The sequence below is a fragment of the Streptomyces sp. NPDC001851 genome (genome assembly GCF_040297165.1).
In the GTDB taxonomy this organism is placed as follows: domain Bacteria; phylum Actinomycetota; class Actinomycetes; order Streptomycetales; family Streptomycetaceae; genus Streptomyces.
In genome coordinates, this window is sequence record NZ_JBEOYR010000004.1 from 41742 (window position 1) to 56744 (window position 15003).

Genomic DNA, 15003 nt, shown 5'->3' on the forward strand with positions numbered 1-15003 from the left:
GCCTGTTCCGGCAGGTGGAGCGGCTGGAAGCGAGTGGGGGGAGTTCCGTATGACCACGACCGTGCGCCGCATTACCGTCGTCGCCCCGGACGAGGCGTCCCTGGCGGCGCTGCGCCGGCAGCCGCCGCACATCACCGTCGAACAGGCCCTGGCCTCCGGACCGTACCTGCTGCTCCTGCCGCTCCCGCCGGGCTGGGACGTGCTGAGCTGGGAGACCGTCTCACCGGAACTGCTGCTCCAGTCGGAGCTGCCGCACGGCACCCCGCTCTACGCGCCGGCGTACTCGCCGACCGCGCCGCCGCCCGACCTGACCAAGCGGCCCGACCCGGGCGGCAGCACCGAACCGCCCCGCGAACAGGCCGCACCCGAGGAACCGGTGTACCGGCACCCCCAGCCCGGGGAACTCCACGAGGACCAGGCCACCGTCCTCGCCTACGGCCGCGACATCGCCCAGGTCGCCTCGTTGCTGCGGGCACGGCTGTCCGTGCTGGTCGTGGCCGAGAAACCGGTGGTGCCGCACCTGTGGCGGGAGATGGCCTCCCGGGCCGGACTGCGGGCCGAGGTACTGGAGGAGCCGCCCGAAGGCGACGACGGCGACCCGCAGGAGCAGCAGCCGCCCGGCGAGCAGCTCATCCCCCCGGTGCAGCAGAACCCGCGCCAGCGCCTGCTGGCCCGGCTGCGCGAGCTGGTGCGCGCGCTCAACGACGACACCGTGCTCGTCGTCCAGCACCTCGACCTGCTCGCCGGCGGCTCCGACGGACAGCTCTCGCCGGAGGCACGGGAGGTGACCGAGCTGCTGCACGGGGCGCCCGAGCGGGTGATGCTCGCCTTCGCCGCGCCCTCGCTGTCCGTGCCCGAGGTGCTGGCCGAGCGGTTCAGCACCCGCGTCACGATCACCGGCGTCCCGCGCACCGTCTGGTTCCGCGACGACCAGGAGGAGCAGCCGCTGGGCCGGGCCCTGGTCACGGTCGGCGAGGCCGGGCGGTTCGACCGGTACGACCCCGTCGAGTTCTACAAGCACGTCGCCGGCATGAACCCCGTCCTGCTGCGCCAGGCCATGCGCTACGCCATGAGCGTCCACAAGGACCACCCGGCGCCGGTCGCCCGCGACCTGTACGCCACGATCCGGGCGTTCAAGGCCCAGATGTCCAGCAACTTCGAGGTACCGGACGTCGGTTTCGACGACATCGCCGGCTACGACGAGGTCAAGGCCCACATCCAGCGGGCCATCGACATCGTGATGGGCCACCACCGGCTGCCCCCCGAACACGACCACCTGCGCACCAAGCTGATCCCGCGCGGCTTCATCTTCCACGGTCCGCCGGGCACCGGTAAGACCCTGTTCGCCAAGGCGATCGCCAACCGGATGAACGCCACCATCCTCGTGGTGTCCGGCCCCGAGGTCATGGGCACCTACGTCGGCGAGAGCGAGCGCAACGTCCGGGAGATCTTCGCCGAGGCGCGCCGCAACGCCCCCTCGGTCGTGGTCTTCGACGAGTTCGACTCCATCGCCTCCCGCCGCTCGGAGCACTCCGACGGCGGCACCCGCGCGGGCAACGCCGTGGTCGCCCAGATCCTCACCGAGATGGACGGCTTCCGGCCGGAGGTGCCCACCCTGGTGATCGGCACCACCAACCGGCTCAACCTGATCGACGAGGCCCTGCTGCGGCCCAGCCGCTTCGAGTCCATCGCCATCGACCTGCCCAACGACGAGGCACGGCTGAAGATGATCAACCTGCACGCGGCGAAGTTCGGCATCGACGTCGGCGGCGGCGTGGACGAGCTGATCGCCTCGGCACTGCGCGGACGCAACGGCGACGACATCCACTCGGTCTTCCGGGACGCCTTCGTCGCCGCCCACTTCCAGGATCCGCCGGTGCCGCCCACCCCCGAACAACTGGGCCAGATCGTGGGCCGGCTGCAGCGCAAGCGGCGCGAGCAGCGCCGCTCGGGCAGGCGCTGACACCGTGGCGGTCACGAGGGACACGAGGAAGGAGGCACGGTGAGCTGGGGCCAGGACACCGTCGACACCATCAGGGACCTGGAGTACGTACGGCGGCGGCTCGACGGCGAGTTCGTCGGCCGGGACCGCGCGGTGCGGCTGCTGCAGCTCGCCGTGGTCTGCCGGGAACACGCACTGCTGCTCGGGCCCACCGGCACCGCCAAGAGCGAGCTGATCTCGGCCCTGGCCCGGCACATCGAGGCCCGCCGCTTCAGCTATCTGCTCACCCGGTTCACCGAACCGTCGGAGATCTTCGGCGCGCTGGACTTCGAGCAGTTCCGCCAGGGCGCCTACCAGGTGCGCACCGAGGGCATGCTGCCGACCGCCGAACTCGTCTTCCTGGACGAGGTGTTCCAGGGCAGCAGCGCCATCCTCAACACCCTGCTCACCCTGCTCAACGAACGCCGCTACCACAACGGCGCCCGAGCCGAGAACGCCCCGCTGATCAGCCTGCTGGGCGCCACCAACGAGATACCCGACGACCCCGGCCTGACCGCGTTCTCGGACCGGTTCCTGATCCGGCTGGAGGTGGAGCCGGTGGGCGGCACCGACCTCGAACGGCTGCTCCAGGTGGGCTGGGAGCACGAGACCCGCCGGTTCACCGCCGCCGTCCAGGCAGCCGAACAGGCGCGGAGTACGGACACCACCGCCCAGCCGTTCGACGGCCACCGCACCTCGGGCACGGTGACCGTCGAACGCCTGGGCCGGCTCACCCTGCGGCTGAGGGACGTCGACCTGGACCCGGTCCTCGGCGAACACCGGGAACTGGTACGGCAGTTGCTGATCCAGGGGGTGCGGCTCTCGGACCGGCGGCTGGTGCGGAGCCTGAAACTCGTCGCCGGGGCCGCGCTGCTGCGCGAGTCGCGCACGGCCGAACCCGTGGACCTGTGGCCGCTGGCCCACATCTGGACCGACCCGGCCGACCGCACCACGGTGGAGGAGGCCGTCCAGGCCGTGGTGGAGAAGCACGGCGGGGAGCCGGCCGGCCGGCGCCGCCCCGACCACGAGATCCTGCTCGACGCCCGGGAGATCGGCGCACCGCTGACCGCCGGACGGCGGCCCAGCGAGTGGAGCGTCGTCGAAGGCCTCCACAAACTCGCCGACTTGTCACGGGAGTTGAGGGAGCATCCGCCCGTGAACACCCAGACCGAGGCAGAGCTGTCTCGTATCATTGCCGAAGTGAACGCCTTGCTCGACCAGTTCGAGTGAGGGCGGGAACACACGAAGGGGTACCCAGCATGTGCAATCCCCGACGGGTCCGCATCCGGGCCTCCAGCCGGCTCACCCGCATCTGGCAGGAAGAACTGCGCCGTACCGGCCGGGCCAGCGCCGAGGCGGCCGGCGAGGCCACGCTGCGGGAGGAGTTCGGCACCCTGCTCGGCGCCCCGGCACGCCGCGCGTTCGAGGACGCGCTCGGCGCCGACACCCGGTGGACCTGGCAGGACGGCGCCTACCGGCTCGACATGGACGGCGGCACGGTCGTCTACCACCTCGACACCGGAGAGATCGAGATGACCGCCCGGCTCAGCGACATCGTGACCGCCGAGGCCGAGGTGACCCGCACCCTGCAGGGCACGGTGGACGTGAGCGCCACCGCCGAGCACTCCGAACGGTACTTCGACGACAGCTGGGCGGGCCTGAGCAAGTCGCTGGCCGAGCGCACCGCCCGCGCCCAGGCCCAGGAACGCGCCGACCGCGAGGCCGCGGAGCAGGCCGCCCGCCAGGAGGAACGGGAGCGGCTCGCCGGGCAGCGCAGACTGGCCGGGCAGCGCGACGAGATCGACGCCGAGGCCCGTGCGGAGGCCGAACGCCGGGCCGCCGCCGAGGCGGAGCGGCGCCGCGGGGAACTCGAACGGGACGCCGAGGCCCGGCTGCGCGACACCCGTACCGGCTTTCTGCGCCCGGTGCACGAGGTGCTGGCCGTGGCCTACCGCGACGCCATCGTGGCGTACGCGCGCGAGCACGGCGTGCAGGACATCCAGGTCGACGAGACGGGCGGCACGCTCAACATCCAGTTCGAGATGGAGGCCTGAGCGATGCGGGTCAGGGTCGACTTCCGGTTCAACGCCGAGACCGGCGAGGTCGAGCTGTTCCAGGTGGACGACATCGGCCGTGCCACCCGGACCGAGGACCACGACGCCACCCACGAGGACATCGCCCACGCGATCGGCCGGGTGCTGGACCGCAGCCCCGTGCCGGAAGAGGTACGCGACCAGGAACGTGAGCCGCAGCCCCTGCACCTGCCCGCGCAGACCGATCCGGCCGACGGCGAACAGCACCGCGAACCGAGGCGCGCCCGGGAATGACCAGATCGCCCGACCTCCTCGCGTACGCCGCCCGCTGCTACGAGCAGGCGGGCGACTACGCCGAGGCCGCCCGCTGCCACGAGGAGGCCGGCCATCCGCTGAAGGCGGCCGAGCTGTGGGAGCAGGCCGGCGACCCGGAGCGCGCCGCCGGCCTCTGGCGGCGCGCCCGCCGGCCGGGCCGGGCCGCCGCATGCCTGCTGTCCGCGCGACGGTTCGAGGCGGCCGCCGAGTGCTTCGAACAGGGCGGCGACCTGCTGAGCGCCGGCTGGACCCTGGTCACCCGCACCCGGTCGTACGCCACGGCCGAGCACCTGTTCGCCGCCGCGCAGCCGCGGACGGCCGGCGAGCGGCTGCGGCGCCGGCTGGGCCGGCAGCTGGCCGCGGCCCTGGCCTACGGCGAGCGCGAGGCCCTGCTGCGCACCCTGGCGGCCGTGCCGGAGCGCATCGGCACGCTCACCCCGGCCCGGGAGCGGGCCGAGGCCGAGGCGTGGGCGGTCACCGCGGCGGACCACATCCGCCGCCCGGACCTCGGCGCCCTGGTCTTCGCCGCCTCCTACCGGGCCGGCGTCAGCGGCTGCGCCGACCGCTGGCAGCAGTGGGCCGCCCGCACCCTCGGCGACACCACCGGCGTGCCCACCGGACCCGCGCCGCCGGACCCGGGGACGGACCAGGGCCCTTCCGAAGGACCCTAGGGCCCTTCCGGCCCAGCATCCGCAGATCCATACATCGGGGGATCCATGAGTACTCTTTGGCGGCGCAAGAAGCGGCCGTTCCCCTTGTTTCCCGCCCAGCAGCCCACGCCGCCCGTGCCCGCGCCGGCCGACCGCTCACGGTCCATCACCGTGATCCCCAAGCCCCCGCACGGCCAGGACACACCGCCCGTGCCGCCCGGCGAACCCCCGGCACCCGACCCGGGGGAGCGGGGCGAGCCGGCCGGCTGGTCGGCCGTGGTCCGCTTCCCGTCCCCCCGCGCCGCCCTCGGGCATGTCGCGGCGACGGCGGAACTGGGCCCGCCGGGCCTGCGCAGATCGCCGTACGACCCGTCCGTGTGGGCGCTGCTCACCCCCGGACAGCAGCCGGGCCTGCCCCTGGCGGCCGGGTACGGCGGCGTGGTCTGCGAGGCCGACACCGACGGCCTGCTGTGGCCCGACCGGCCGGCCGCACACGTCCCGCGGGCCATCGGCGAGCTGTCCGCCGTCGCCGCCTGGGAGCCGGTGTCCCTCGCCGAACTCGCCGCCCACAGCCCGGTGGCCGGCCCGCCGCCCGGCCTCAAGGAGGTCGCCGTCCTCGCACCGGGCGCGCTGGGCCGCTGGCTGCTGCGCCGCTGCCTGGCCACGGGCGTGGCGACCACCTTCACCCCCGTCGAGCGGCTCGGCCCGGACGGCCGGGACGCGGGCTGGCTGCTGCTGCGGCTGAGCGCCGCGGACGGCGCCGTACCCGCCGGACTGGTCGAGGCCTGCGGCAGGCTGCCGGGAACCGTGGCCTGCCGGGCGGCCGACCCGGACTGCCGGCTGCTGGTCGACGTGCGGCTGCGCCTTCCGCTGGACGACGCCGCACTGCTGGAGGAGGTCCCGCCCGCGGGGCACCTCGTCGTGGAACGCGCCGTGGCCGGACCACCCTGGCAGTGGCGGCCGCTCGGCGAGGCCGCCGCGGGCGAACTCCTCGACGCACGCCCGGCGCTCGCCGCCTCCGCCCCCGTCCGCATCCCGGTGCCCGTGCCCGCCCTGGGGCCGCCGCTGCCGGTCCGCCTGGTGGCCAGCGCACGGGCCCCGCACCGCGTCGACGCCGTGCTGGTCGCGGACGGCGAACTCGACGCGCTGCGCCGCTTCCTGCGCACCCGGCCGCTGCACGAGACCGCCGTCGTCGCCTTCGGACCCGGCCGCCACCTGGTGACCGAGCCGCCCGGACTGTGCCAGGCCCTGCCCTTCGGCGTACCCGTCCACCAGGCCGGTCCCGGCGCCCTCTACCTGGAGAGCGGCTGCGTCCTCAACCCGCCGCTGCCGGACACCGCACGCGACGAGGTCCTCGGCCTGAGCCCGGACGTCATCACGGTGCTGTGCCGCGACGGCGCCTGGCGGCTGCGCCTGGCCGACGTACGACCCGCCTGGCAGCTGTGGATGCCCGCGCCGCCCGCCTTCGCCACCGGACTGTCCGAGCCCGCGCGGGAGCTGCTGGACCGGCTGGCCACGGTGATGCCCGAACCGGAGGCCGCCGCACCGGCCGCGACGCACACCCCGGAGGCCGAACGACGGCGGCTGAACCAGGTCGCCATGGAACACTCCCTGCGCGGCGAGTACCGCGAGGCCGCCGAACTGCTGGAGCGGGCGGGCCACTTCCAGCGCGCCGCCCAGATGTACGAGCGGGCCGCGGCCGAGCTGGGCGAGGGCCTGTGAGCACACCGCCGGCCGGCGCCTGGAGCGCCCAGCACATCCTCACCGTGCCGGCGGCCGACGCCCGCGCCCTGTGCCTGTCACCGGACGGCACCGGACTGGCCGTGGTGCACGGCGACACGGTGGTGCGCTACGACGACGAGGGCCGCGTGGTGTGGCGGCTGCCCTGGCCCGGTCCACCGCCCGGCGCGGACCCGCGGCCCGGCACCGACGCGGCGGTGTGGACCCCCGACGGCGACCGCCTGTTCCTGCTCGGCGCGGGCCGGCTGGTCCTCCTCGACGCCGACACCGGAGAGCCCGTGGAACTGCCCCCACAGCTCCACACCGAGGGCGAGATCACCGCCCTGGCCCTGTCCCCCGACGCCCGGCTGCTCGCGGCGGGCCTGCGCACCGGCGACGTCCTGCTGCTGTACCGCGCCGAAGGGACCGTGACCCGGCTGCGCGGAGTCGACCCGGTGGTGGAGGTGAGCTGGATCCCGGGCCGGCAGGACACCCTGTGCGTCGCCACGGCGACGTCCGCACAGCTGTGGGAACCGCACGGCGGCACCATGACGGGCACGCTCGGCGGGCTCTTCGAGGGCCTGCGCCGCGTGGCGTGCTCCCCGGAGGGGCGGGCGATCGCCGTCGAGGACTACGCGGGGCTACGGCTCCTGGACCCGGGCTCCGGCCGGGAACTGCACCGCGAGTTCGTGCCGTACCGCATGAACGCGCTGACGTTCGGCCACGACGGCTCCCTGCTGATCGCCGGTTCCGCACTGGACGGGCTGCGCGTCCTCGGCCCGCGCCTCGACCTCCTCGGACAGCTGCCCGGCCGGGTCACCGGCCCCGGCGACCTGAGCCTGTCCGCGAGCGGACTGTTCGCCGCCCGGCTCGACGCGGACACCATCGCGGTGTGGGAGCCGTCCGGCGCGGTGCCGCGCCCGCACCGGCGCCGCGACCCGGCCGCCCTGCGCCGCTGGGCCAACGCGATGGGCGTCACCGTCGGCAAGGTGCACACCCGCACCGGGGAACGGCCACCGGGCGTGCTGCGCGCGCTGCGCCTGCCGGAGGCCGGGCTGGGCTGTGTCGCCCCCGCCCTCGTGTGGTCGCCCGACGGCGCCCGGCACTGGTGCGAGTCCGGGCCGGGCCGCATCCTTGAGTACGCCGCCGACGCGACCCGCCCGCACGGCGAGGCGCCGGTGCGCAGCTTCCCGCACGGTTGGTACGACGCCGCCTGCCTGGCCGGCGACCGCCCGGTGCTGGTCCTGGCATCCCATTACGAGCAGGGCGTCAACCGGCTGGTGGACCCGGGCGACGGCGGAGTGCTCGCCGAACGCGCGGCAGGACAGGCGGTCACCGCCGATCCGGTGCGCCCGCTGCGCTGGGCGGCACCCGAACCCGGCGCCGCCCCCCGCCAGTTGCTGGTGCACGACCTGGCCCAGGACGGCGGCGGCCCGCAGCGGCTGCCCGTGGCGGACGGGGTGCGCCGGCCCGCCTGGTCCCCGGACGGCCGGCTGCTCGCGGCCGGCACCCGCGGCCGGGTGATCGTCTGGAGCACCGCCTCCACCGGCCGGTGCCGCCGGGTGCGAGTGCTGGACTGGCCCGACCCGCAGGCCACGGTGTGCCATGTGGCTTGGTCACCGGACGGCAGCCGGCTGGCCGCCACGCCGGGCAGCGCCGGCGGCCCGGTCGTGGTCTGGGACACCGGCACCTGGCAGCGGCGGCAGACGTTCGGCGAGGCCGGCGGCCGGGACTGGGCCCCGGCGCTGTCCTGGTGCGCCGACTCCCGGCTGCTGGCGTTCGCCTCCGCCGACCAGGACTCCGTGGCCGAGGTCTGGGACGCGCAGGAGGCGCGCCGGATCCGGGTGCTCGTTCCGCCGGACGGGGTCGGCGGGCATCTGTGGACGCTGCGCTGGTCCCCGGTCGGCGACCAGCTCGCGGCCACCTACAACTCCGGTGCCGCCGTGCTGTGGGAGCTGTTCACCGGCGGCCCGCGCACCGCCGCCGCCCCGGTCCCGCCGAGCGGCCAGGAGGAACTGGTACGGCTCGCCGTGCTCGCGGCCGTCCACGGGTTCGGGGTGCCGCTGGACCTGCTCGCGGACGTACTGGCGCTGCTGCACGGCACCACCCCGCCCCGGCTGCGCACCCTGGCCGACCACCGCGGTCTGCACGCGCTGCGCGAACTGGGCTGGCCGGGACCCGCGTTGGCGGGACTGGCGCTGCTGCTGGTCGCGGACCTGCCCGCCGACCCGGCGTACCTGGCCCCGCCCGAGGTCACCCCGGCCGATCTCGCCCAGGCCCTGGGCCGGGCGCTGACCGGCTCCTCCATCCCCGCCCGCAGATCCGCCCCCACGCTCACCGAGCTGACCGCGGCGCTGGGCACCGTGGACGACCGGCTGGTCGCGCTGCTGCGCATCCTCGGCCCCGACGCGGTGGCCGCCGACCCCACCCTGCCGGCCCGGATGCGCCGGCTGCCGCTCTCCCTCACCCCGCCCGGCCCCGCACAGCGCGCCCTGCTGGGCCTGAGGCTGCTGGACGGTGACACCGGACTCGCCATGGGCGGCGCGGGCGGCACCGGCCGCTCCGGGCTGGCCCGGCACGGCCCCGCCAACCGGCTGCTGCCCACCCAACTCGCCCTGCCCACCGAGCTGCTGAGGGCCCGCCACGCCCGGGACGAGCTGCTGTACCGCACCAGCAGCGGCCGGCTGCCGCGCGATCCGCACGGCCTGGTCCTGGTGCTGGACGACACACCCGCAACCCACGGCAAGGTCGGATCCGTGCTGCGGCTCGCGGCCCATCTGATGGCCGCCACCGTGCTCAGGCTGGGGCGGCCGTGCGCCCTGGTGCCGCTCGGCGAGCCGTGGCGGTCGCGGGTCCTGCAGGGGCCGGAGGACCTGGTCCATGTGTGGGCCGCCGGCCCGCTGACGGCGGGTGACGCGCCCATGGCGTTCCGGGAGGCCGAGGTGGTGGCCGCCCGGCTCACCGCCGACATGTCCGGGCCGCCCCGGATGGTCCTGCTGTCCCATCCCTACCTGCGGCCCGCACCGCGACCGGGACTGCGCGAACTGCGCGTGCACTACCCGCGCATCCCCTGGCGGGAGCCGGCCCGGCACCGCCAGGTACTGCCGCCGGAGCCGTCACCGGAGGAACTGCGGGCCGCCCTGACGGCGCTGCTGTCGGACGAGTGAGACAGGCCTCTGCGTGCGCTCAGCCGCAGAGCATCTGCTCGATCGCGTCCGGTCCGAGCGTCTGCAGCAGCTGCTCCAGTACCTCGGGCCGGAAGGCGTCGCCGAGCACCTGGACGCCCCCGCCGTCGACGCGGATGCTGATCCGCACCAGGCGCCCCTCGGGATGCTGCTCGTACTCCTCGGGCTGGATCAGGTCGGGGATGTGCTCGACCATCCGGTATTCGGCCATGGTGTCACCATCGTCCTTCCACTCCGGTGCCGCACCGGGGGCACCTGCCGTCTTCGAGAACGTTCTCGCCCAGGGCCCAGATGTCCCGTGCCACCACGGTGGTACGGCACCGCGGGCACCGGGTGGCCCGCCCGTCGGCGCCCAGGGCCCGCTCCACGTACACGTGCCGCAGCCCCGCCTCGTGCCCGATCCGCACCCCGGCCTCCAGGTCGGCCACCGGCGTGGGCGCGTGGCCGGTGCGGCGGTGGGCGGGGGTGGCCCGGACGAGATGCCAGGGGATCGCGGGGTCCAGCGCGGCCAGCGCCCGGGCGATCGGGCGCAGCGTGCCGGGACCGGCGGTGAGGCCGGGGATCAGCGGGGTCGACACCTCCACCCACACACCGCGTTCCCGCAGCCCGGTGAGCGCGTCGAGCACGGGACCGGGCCGGGCGCCGGTCAGTTCACGGTGGTCGCGTTCGTCGAGGGTCTTCACGTCGACGTTCACGGCGGCGACATGGCGGGCGGCGAGGTCGACGGCCTCCGCGGTGAGGAAGCCGTTGCTCTTCCAGACCACGTCCACACCGAGCGGACGGCCCGACTCGGCGAGCGCGGCGGTGAGTTCGATGGCCAGCGAGGGCTCGGTGTAGGAGATCGCGACGCACCCCGAGCGCTGTGCGGCCTCGCCGGTCACCCCCGCCGGGTCCACCGGCTCGGCGTCCCAGCGGACGGAGTCCACCCGGCCGTACTGGGACATGCGGTGGTTGATGCAGTAGTCGCACGCGAAGGTGCAGCCGGGCGCGGCCAGGGTCAGACAGGGGGCGCCCGGCCGGTAGTGGTACAGCGGTTTGCGCTCGACGGTGTCCCAGTGCCTCACCGACGACGCGAACGTCGCGGTCTCCAGCCGGTCCCCGGACCGGCGGCGCACCCCGCACAGTCCCGTCTCACCGTCCTTCAGCGAACAGCGGAAGGGACACAGCACGCACTGCACCCGTCCCTGCCGCGGCCGGTGGAGGACCGCCGGCGTCCACTGCATGCCCATGTACCGTCCCCCGTCCGGTCGGTGCGCGGTTGCCAGAGTAACTCCCGGAAGCGCCAGGGATGTTCCCTTCCCGGCAGGCGCGGCAGGCGCTCACCGGAAATCCGCTCGGCCCGGACCCGGCCCGGCGTCCAGCGCGGCCAGCACCGCGCGGCCCGCCTCGGCGTGCGCGCGGCGGCGGTCGGCCGCCGACGGGTCCGCGGCCGGTGCCGCCCTCGTGCCGGCGGACCGCAGACGCAGCACCTCGGCCACGGCCAGCTCGCCGACGCCCAGCCGGTCGTACGCCGCCGGGTCGTGCTGGAAGGCGAGCGAGGCCGCGGCCAGCACCCCGGACGCCGAGGAGCACCGGGACGGGCCGCCCGCCAGCAGCCGCCGCGCGCCCTCGGGCACGTCCGCACGGCCGGGCGGACGTCCGGCCGCGAGCAGATCGGTGATTGACAGACCGTCCAGCCCTGGCCAGCCGCCGCGTACCAGTGCCCCGGCCACGGCGCGGGCCTCGTCGCCGATGCCGTCGATGTCACCGGTGCCGCCGACGTCGGTGTCGTCCGGCGCGCCCGGGTGCCCGGCCAGCCGGGCCGCGGCACCGGCCAGCCGCAGCCGGGCCCCGGGCGGTGGATGCGGGCCGTCGAAGTCCCGCTCGTCCACGTCGTCCCCGGCGTCGAGCAGTTCGGCGAGTACGGCGGCGTAGGCGGGCCCGCACAGCACGGCGGCGCACACATCGGCGAACGCCTCGCCGGACCACCGCACCCAGGGGACGGCACGCTCGGGAGGCAGACCGGCCGTCGCGACCCGCCGGCGGATCTCGTCGCCGAGGCCGCAGTCGTCGTCGAGGTGGTGCGCGGCCTCGTGCGCCACCGTCAGCAGGGCGGGCAGATGGGAGCCGAAGGACCAGGGCACGTCGATGACCGGGAACGGCAGTCGTGCGGCGGCCGCACGGCCCTCACGGGTGTGGATGCCGCCGCGGGGCAGCAGATCCTGGTAGGCGCTGCCCCGGCGGTGCGCGCGGGGCGCGGCCGCCCGGCTGAAGCCGACCAGCGGCGGCTCCTTGGGGCGGGCACCGGCGAGCCCGAGGACCGGGCCGTAGCACTCCCACGCCACCTCGTCGGCGACGTCCAGGACCCGGCGGTAGTCACGGACGCGGCGCAGCAGGAACCGGGTGCGGTAGTAGTCCCACACATGGTGCAGGTCCAGTACCCGGCCGGGCACTTCGCCGGCGCGTCCGTCCGCGAGCCGGGCCCGTACGTCGGCCACGCCCACCCCCAGCAGCGCGAGGACCGCCTCCAGCTGGCTGTGGTGCTTCTCCAGCGGGCCGCCGGCGCGGCTCGCGCCCTGCCACTGGCGCAGCTCCTCCTCCAGCCCGGCGACGGCGTGCAGCCGCGCGGCGGCGCGCCGGACGGAGAGCGGGGCCGGGCCGCTCAGGGCGCGCCCCGGGTCGGCTCGGTCCCGGTCCCGGGCTCGGTCTCTTCGACGAGCTGGGGCGGGGCTTCGAGCACGGCCGCCGGGTCGTCGGCGGCCTGCTCCAGCAGCAGGGGCGGTACCGGCTCGGCGTCGAGGCCGCGTCCGGGCTGCACGGGCCCGTACTCCTCGCGCACCCCGCCGAGCCAGGTGCGGCGCAGCCGTACGACCCGGAAGAGCGGCGTGAGGGCCTCGCCGATCCACTGGAAGCCCAGGTGCCTGCTGCCGGCGAGCCGCGCCGAGCCCGCCAGGTCGAGCAGCTGCAACGGCCCGGCGCCGGCGGACGTGGCCAGGCGCAGCTCGGCCGAGGCCCCCGCCTCGGCGGCCACCAGCACGGCAGCCGCATCGGCCCGGACCACCTCGGTCACGGCGAGCAGCCCGGCCTCCCACCGGCCCTCCCAGTGGCGGCGGACGAGCGCCCGGGCCAGGGCCCGGGTGTCCGTCAGGCCGCTCCCGGCAAGGCCCCGGTAGGCCACCAGCGCGGCCCGCTGCCGGGCGAACCGCAGCAGCACTCCGGCGTCCGCGTCGACGAGGGCCGTGAAGAGCGGATCAGTGGCGCCGGACGCCTTGAAGCGGACGTCGATCCCGCCGCCGGCGTCGTGCAGGAAGGCACCGCGGGCCTCGGGTGCCGTCACGTCGAAGGCGATCCTGTGGTCGGCCAGTGTCCCGGCCGCGCGGACGGAGCCCCGCGCGTCCCGCAGGACGTCCCCCACGGTGACCTTCTGCAGCAGGGGCCAGGCCAGCCACCAGTCTCCCCACGCCTCGCGCATGGCGTCCCGGTACACGGCGAACGCATGGACCACGGCGTTCAGCTCCTCCCCTGTCCCGCCCCAGCACCTGCGCGCAGGCTAGCAGCGCCACACCCGGGACACGCCCGAACTGCCCTGACCCGTAGGGGCCTTGGCTCCGGTTTCTCCATCCGCGGAGGGAGAAGGGTGGAGGATGGCGGAGACGGGCGGGGGCCACTCCATCGACCCGTGGGTGGTGGTGACCGGCCGGGTACGCGGAGCAGTCTTGAGGCATGGGTTCTCTTCACTCGGCAGTCGTCCTGACCATCGACATCTGCGTCCTCGTCTTCGTCGCGGCCTGGGTCGTGGGCGCTGTCTACTTCGGCGTGCGGAGCCGGTCCGGACTGCGCGGCTGGGTGCGCGGACTGCGCCGCACGCTGCCGCGCCGGCTGCTGCTGACCGCGGGCGTCCTGGTGTTCTTCACCCTGGCCGGGCACTCCGAAGGCTTCTGGCGTCATCTGCGGTACTGGCAGCCCGCGCCGGCGCTCCTGGGTGCCCTGCTCGCCGTCGCCTCGACCGCCCTGCTGCTGTGGGCCCGCTGGGTACTGGGCACGATGTGGGCCAGTGTGCCGACGGTCCGGGAGCACCACGAGCTACGGACGGAGGGGCCCTACCGGCTGGTCCGCCACCCCATCTACACCGGGCTGCTCGGCCTGGTGGTGGGTGGCATGCTGGCTTGCGGCTTCGGTGTCTGGGTGGCGTTCCTGGTGGTCGCGGTGCCCTGGCTGCTGCGCCGGGCCCGGGTCGAGGACGGCCTGATGGCCCGGCGGTTCGGCGCCGCCTACGACGCCTACCGCGCCCAAGTCCCGGCCCTGATCCCGCACATACGCCCTGCGGCCCGCCGGCCCGGCCGGCGCCCCGCGGGCAGCGCGCAGCGGTAGCCCGGTCGTCGCCCCGGCGCCTCCCGGAGGGCGCGGGTGGTGACCGTACACGCGGCGCTCCGGCCGGTGATGGCATGATGACCGGCGACATAGGGCGACGGCGGTCCGAGGAAGCCGGTGTGAATCCGGCGCGGTCCCGCCACTGTGACCGGTGAGCGAGCTCCGGCAGGCCCCCGCCCCGCCCGGGGCGGGAGGGCCGGGCGGGCGACCCGGGAGCCAGAGACTCACGCGGTCGCCCCCTCGACGCACACCGGGGCGGATCTCCCCGGGAGGGGAGTGACATGGGCGTGCCGGAGAAGCCGGCGGAAGAGGCGTCCGGTGGCACTGTGGCGGGAAGCGCCGCGACGCCGTGCCGGGTCGTCGTGTGCCGGGACTGCTGCTGCGGCAGTCCCAAGGTCACGGGGGTCGATCACGCCGCGCAGACCGCACGGCTGCGGGCGGAGGTGCCGGTGCGCATCTCCGACTGCCTCGACGTCTGCGACCAGGCCAACGTGATCGTCGTACAGCCGTCCACCGCGGGCCGGGCCGCCGGCGCGCGGCCGGTCTGGCTCGGACTCGTCAACGATCCGGACGCGACCGAGGACATCGTGACCTGGGTGCGGGCGGGAGGCCCGGGCGTCGCTCCCCAGCCGGACATCCTCGGCCTGTACGCCTTCACCCCACCACGGCGCCGCGGGGCGTCCCCCCGGCCCCGGGCGTAGCCCCCCCCGGGGCCCGACCGCGCCGGCCCCCGCGAGCCCCCCCCCCGCCCAGCTGAGGCGCCCCCACGG

The 15003-nt window shown here is 75.5% G+C and carries 13 protein-coding genes and 1 riboswitch; of the genes, 9 read left to right on the plus strand and 4 right to left on the minus strand.

Features of this window, described 5'->3' with window-relative positions:
• Nucleotides 1-49: 49 nt before the first annotated feature.
• Genes ABT171_RS06850 through ABT171_RS06880 form a run of 7 tightly spaced genes read left to right on the plus strand, consistent with a single transcriptional unit; the run spans nucleotide 50 to nucleotide 9865 of the window.
• On the plus strand, nucleotides 50-1963 hold the full coding sequence (locus ABT171_RS06850) for an ATP-binding protein (RefSeq protein ID WP_351240587.1): 1914 nt from the start codon (nucleotides 50-52) through the stop codon (nucleotides 1961-1963).
• A 39-nt stretch (nucleotides 1964-2002) separates the two neighbouring features.
• Complete coding sequence (locus tag ABT171_RS06855; RefSeq protein ID WP_351240589.1) at nucleotides 2003-3211, plus strand: AAA family ATPase; 1209 nt, start codon at nucleotides 2003-2005, stop codon at nucleotides 3209-3211.
• Nucleotides 3212-3240: 29 nt separating this feature from the next.
• On the plus strand, nucleotides 3241-4035 hold the full coding sequence (locus ABT171_RS06860; protein ID WP_351240591.1) for a hypothetical protein: 795 nt from the start codon (nucleotides 3241-3243) through the stop codon (nucleotides 4033-4035).
• Between the two features lie 3 nt (nucleotides 4036-4038).
• Nucleotides 4039-4308, plus strand: a complete 270-nt coding sequence (locus ABT171_RS06865; protein ID WP_351240593.1) for a hypothetical protein — start codon at nucleotides 4039-4041, stop codon at nucleotides 4306-4308.
• Nucleotides 4305-5000 carry a hypothetical protein gene (locus tag ABT171_RS06870; RefSeq protein ID WP_351240595.1) on the plus strand — a complete coding sequence of 232 codons (696 nt, stop codon included), beginning with the start codon at nucleotides 4305-4307 and terminating at the stop codon, nucleotides 4998-5000. The genes ABT171_RS06865 and ABT171_RS06870 overlap by 4 nt, the downstream gene beginning before the upstream one ends.
• A gap of 45 nt (nucleotides 5001-5045) precedes the next feature.
• The gene (locus ABT171_RS06875) at nucleotides 5046-6701 is read left to right on the plus strand and encodes a DUF8588 domain-containing protein (protein ID WP_351240597.1); all 1656 of its coding nucleotides are present in this window, start codon (nucleotides 5046-5048) and stop codon (nucleotides 6699-6701) included.
• Nucleotides 6698-9865, plus strand: a complete 3168-nt coding sequence (locus ABT171_RS06880; protein ID WP_351240599.1) for a WD40 repeat domain-containing protein — start codon at nucleotides 6698-6700, stop codon at nucleotides 9863-9865. Before ABT171_RS06875 ends, ABT171_RS06880 begins: the two co-directional genes overlap by 4 nt.
• Nucleotides 9866-9884: 19 nt before the next feature.
• Here the strand turns inward: ABT171_RS06880 and ABT171_RS06885 are convergent, their stop codons facing one another.
• The 4 genes from ABT171_RS06885 to ABT171_RS06900 form a co-directional block, all read right to left on the minus strand.
• Complete coding sequence (locus ABT171_RS06885; protein ID WP_351240601.1) at nucleotides 9885-10094, minus strand: radical SAM-modified peptide, FtsH ternary system-associated; 210 nt, start codon at nucleotides 10092-10094, stop codon at nucleotides 9885-9887.
• A gap of 4 nt (nucleotides 10095-10098) precedes the next feature.
• Entirely contained in the window at nucleotides 10099-11106 is a 1008-nt protein-coding gene (locus ABT171_RS06890; protein ID WP_351240603.1) for a radical SAM protein, read from the minus strand.
• A gap of 96 nt (nucleotides 11107-11202) precedes the next feature.
• Nucleotides 11203-12360, minus strand: coding sequence for a hypothetical protein (locus ABT171_RS06895; protein WP_351240605.1), 1158 nt, complete (start codon nucleotides 12358-12360; stop codon nucleotides 11203-11205).
• 164 nt (nucleotides 12361-12524) lie between these two features.
• Complete coding sequence (locus tag ABT171_RS06900) at nucleotides 12525-13367, minus strand: hypothetical protein (RefSeq protein WP_351240607.1); 843 nt, start codon at nucleotides 13365-13367, stop codon at nucleotides 12525-12527.
• A gap of 218 nt (nucleotides 13368-13585) precedes the next feature.
• On the opposite strand from ABT171_RS06900, the gene ABT171_RS06905 reads away from it, so the two are divergent.
• Together ABT171_RS06905 and ABT171_RS06910 are read left to right on the plus strand one after the other, a co-directional pair.
• A complete protein-coding gene (locus tag ABT171_RS06905) occupies nucleotides 13586-14233 on the plus strand; it encodes a methyltransferase family protein (protein WP_351240609.1) in 648 nt (215 codons plus the stop codon).
• Nucleotides 14234-14341: 108 nt separating this feature from the next.
• A riboswitch (cobalamin riboswitch) is annotated at nucleotides 14342-14458 on the plus strand.
• A 56-nt stretch (nucleotides 14459-14514) separates the two neighbouring features.
• Complete coding sequence (locus ABT171_RS06910; RefSeq protein WP_351240611.1) at nucleotides 14515-14934, plus strand: (2Fe-2S) ferredoxin domain-containing protein; 420 nt, start codon at nucleotides 14515-14517, stop codon at nucleotides 14932-14934.
• Nucleotides 14935-15003 lie beyond the last annotated feature (69 nt).